General features: G+C 74.0%; 3 protein-coding genes. 2 read left to right on the top strand and 1 reads right to left on the bottom strand.

All coding sequences use genetic code 11. The annotated features are described in order from the left end of the window. Positions 1 to 662 (top strand): cytochrome P450 (locus FUT87_RS25955; RefSeq protein ID WP_147242848.1); only part of this gene is annotated, 662 nt, incomplete at its 5' end. Between the two features lie 135 nt (positions 663 to 797). Here FUT87_RS25955 and FUT87_RS25950 read toward each other — a convergent pair. Then, positions 798 to 1,439: a helix-turn-helix transcriptional regulator gene (locus FUT87_RS25950; RefSeq protein ID WP_147242847.1), complete on the bottom strand. Its 642-nt coding sequence runs from the start codon at positions 1,437 to 1,439 to the stop codon at positions 798 to 800. 128 nt (positions 1,440 to 1,567) lie between these two features. Here FUT87_RS25950 and FUT87_RS25945 point away from each other — a divergent pair. Beyond that, positions 1,568 to 1,864: hypothetical protein (locus FUT87_RS25945; protein WP_404935451.1), on the top strand; the 297-nt coding region annotated here is incomplete at its 3' end.

The raw sequence follows: 1,864 nt of genomic DNA, 5'->3' as shown, positions 1-1,864 counted from the left end.
CGATGCTGATGGCGCTGCGCGACGAGCACGGCGCGCCACTCGACGACACCGCCCTGCGCGACGAATGCATGACGACCTTCCTGGCCGGCCATGAGACCAGCGCCGCCGCGCTGACCTGGTGGGGCTGGTGCATGGCCGCCCACCCCGACGCCCAGCGGCGCGCGGCCGACGAGGTGGACGCGGTGCTCGGCGGTCGTGAGCCTGGGGCGGCGGACCTGACGCGGCTGCCCTGGCTGAGCCTGTGCATCAAGGAGACGCTGCGGCTGTTCCCGCCGGCGCCGGCGCTGTTCTCGCGCCGGACCACGCAGCCGCTGGACATCGCCGGCCTGCGGCTGCCGCGCGGGGCGATGCTGCGCCTGACACCCGGCCTGATCCAGCGCGACCCGCGCTGGTTCGACGAGCCGGAATCCTTCCGCCCGGAGCGCTTCGATCCGGCGGCCGGCCATCGCGAGATCCCGCGCGGCGCCTGGATGCCCTTCGGCGCCGGGCCCCGGGTGTGCCTGGGCAGCCACTTCGCGCTGATGGAGATCACGCTGATCGCCGCGATGGTGCTGCAGCGGTATCGCCTCGCGTCCGTGCCCGGGGCGCCCGCGCCCGAGCCGGTGCTCAACATCACGCTGCGCCCGGCCACGCCCCTTCGCCTGCGGTTGCTGCCGCGCTGAATCTTTTATTCGTGGACGCCCGCCGGCCGGGGCCGTAGCGTGGCGGCCATGCCCTCGTCACGCCGCCCTGCCCGACCGCTCACCCGACCGCTCACCCAGCCGCACGCACGACCGCAGGCTCAACCGTTCCCCCAGTCACCCGCGCGGCGCCTCGCTCCGCACGCCGGGCGCCGCCGCCCCCGCGCGCCCCGCATCGATGGCGGCATCGTCCTCGGCGACCGTCTCGGCCAACCGCACGAAGCTGCCGTCGGACAGCTGGAAGCGCACCCATCGCATCCGGCTCCGGAGGATGGGCATGTCCTGCTCGGTGGCCGCGCCGGTCTCGAACTCCACCGCGCCGGGCGCCGGCTCGTACCAGCCCAGCGCGTCCAGCCGGGCTTCCTGCGCCACGATCTCGGGCGTGGCGTAGCACCACAACGCGCGGCCGATCAGTTCGGCGCGCGGCAGTCGGCAGTGCCGCTCCCGCGCGCGGGACATCGCCAGCAGCCGGTGGCTCAGGTCGCAGATCAGGTGCACCGGCACCGGCGCGCGTTCGACGAGGCGGCCGAGCTCGAAGTCGGCCGCGCTGTCCAGCCGCGCGGCCATCAACCGGCGCAGCGCCTGCTGCTCCTCCAGCGACGGCGCCGCCAGGCCCGATTCCCAGCGCGACACGGTCGTCTGCGAGACGCGCATCTCGGCCGCGACCGCGCCTTGCTTCATTCGGCGCAGCGAACGCCACAGCCGCAGGCTGCGGCCGAGCTGACGAGCATCGCAAGACAACAGCGGCGATTCATTCATGGCACAGGCACCGGAAAGTCATTGAGCCGTGGCGAGGCGGTCACGTCCAGCGCGCGCACCCCGTCGCCATCGAGGGAAACGGAGGTCGACACGCCTCGCGTCGACCGGATCGGCACGGGAGGGCCGAAGTGAGGATTCTGCTGTACTACCTCTGCGGCGTGTTCGCCGCGGCCCAGCTGGGCAAGCTGGCGGCGCTCTCGCCGCCGATCGCGCGCGAGCTCCAGCTCGGGCTGGCGGCCATGGCCGCGCTGACCTCGCTGCTGGAGGTCTGCGGCGCGACGCTGGGCGGCGTCGCCGGACGCTGGCTGCCGCGTGTCGGGCTCCGATCCAGCCTGTCCGTGGCGGTGCTCGCGCTCGCCATCGGCGCGGCGGCCAGCGCCTTCGCGCAGGACCTCGTGACGCTGGCGCTGGCGAGGCTGGTCGAG

It is taken from the genome of Mitsuaria sp. TWR114 (assembly GCF_007997345.1).
This window is presented reverse-complemented; position numbering and strand designations above follow the sequence as displayed.